Origin of the sequence: Phormidesmis priestleyi BC1401 (assembly GCF_001650195.1) — a bacterium.
GTDB lineage: Bacteria > Cyanobacteriota > Cyanobacteriia > Leptolyngbyales > Leptolyngbyaceae > Phormidesmis_A > Phormidesmis_A priestleyi_B.
The window spans coordinates 1-1,172 of record NZ_LXYR01000162.1; the positions used below are offsets into that span (position 1 = coordinate 1).

Genomic DNA, 1,172 nt, shown 5'->3' on the forward strand with positions numbered 1-1,172 from the left:
GGCGATGCCTGTGTCGTGGGTTCAGAGAGCTATGCGGACTTCCGCGAGCAACTGCTTTCGTGGCAGGAGTGTGAACCGCAACTGACGCAATACTGTGCGGAACTCAGCTTACCAGACCAAGCGACCCAATTTGTAGCGGCACTGCGGACTCAATTAGCCGAGACTGCGCAGCAGGCAGATCAGGCGTGCCAAGCCTCGGAGCAGTTCAGCCTCTCGCCCCAAGGAGTTCCAATGCTGAAACGGATCGAAGCACTTTCAACCCCCCCCGGAGCAGATGCTCTAGAAGCTGCAATCTGGGAGAAGTTACCGGAGCGCAGCCTCCTAGATATTCTCTGCAACACCGAGCATTGGTTGAACTGGACTCGTCACTTTGGACCGGCTTCAGGGGCTGAACCTAAGCTAGAGAAGCCGATGGAGCGCTACATTTTCACCACTTTTGGAATGGGTGCAATCTCGGTCCCAATCAAACCGCACGCCACACGCGAGGGGTGATCACGTCCCACATGCTGTCTTGTACGAACCGACGGCACGTTGATGCAACCAAAATTGAAGCCGCGATTCGCGACCTCATTCAGGCTTACAACCAGCTCCATTTACCCAAGGTTTGGGGTACTGGCAAGACTGCCGCCGCGGACGGCAGTAAATTCGCGATCTATGAGAATAACCTGATATCGGAATATCACATCCGCTATGGCGGTTATGGAGGGATTGCCTATCATCATGTTTCAGACCAGTACATTGCGCTGTTTACCCACTTCATTACTTGTGGAGTGTGGGAAGCGGTTTACATTCTCGATGGGCTAATCAAAAACACTTCCGAGATTCAACCCGATACCCTCCATGCTGATACTCAAGGTCAATCCACTCCGGTGTTCGGGCTATCTTATCTGTTGGGCATTCAGTTAATGCCTCGCATCCGGAACTGGAAGGACTTAACGTTTCTTAAGCCCAGCAAGGATGAGCTTTACCCCTACCTTGACCCGTTGTTTAAGGGAACGGCTGATTGGGCGCTGATTGAAACGCATTGGCAAGACATGATTCGGGTGGCGCTATCGATTCGGGCGGGCAAGGTGCTCCCTTCGACCTTGCTGCGCAGGTTGGGTAGCTATAGTCGTCGGAATCGCCTCTATCAGGCTTTTCAAGCTTTAGGGCAGGTCGTCCGCACCCTCTTT

At 53.3% G+C, this 1,172-nt stretch carries 1 pseudogene; it reads left to right on the top strand.

The features are described 5' to 3' along the window. Positions 1-1,172 (top strand): annotated as a pseudogene (locus tag A8707_RS30085) (transposase); the annotation flags it as partial.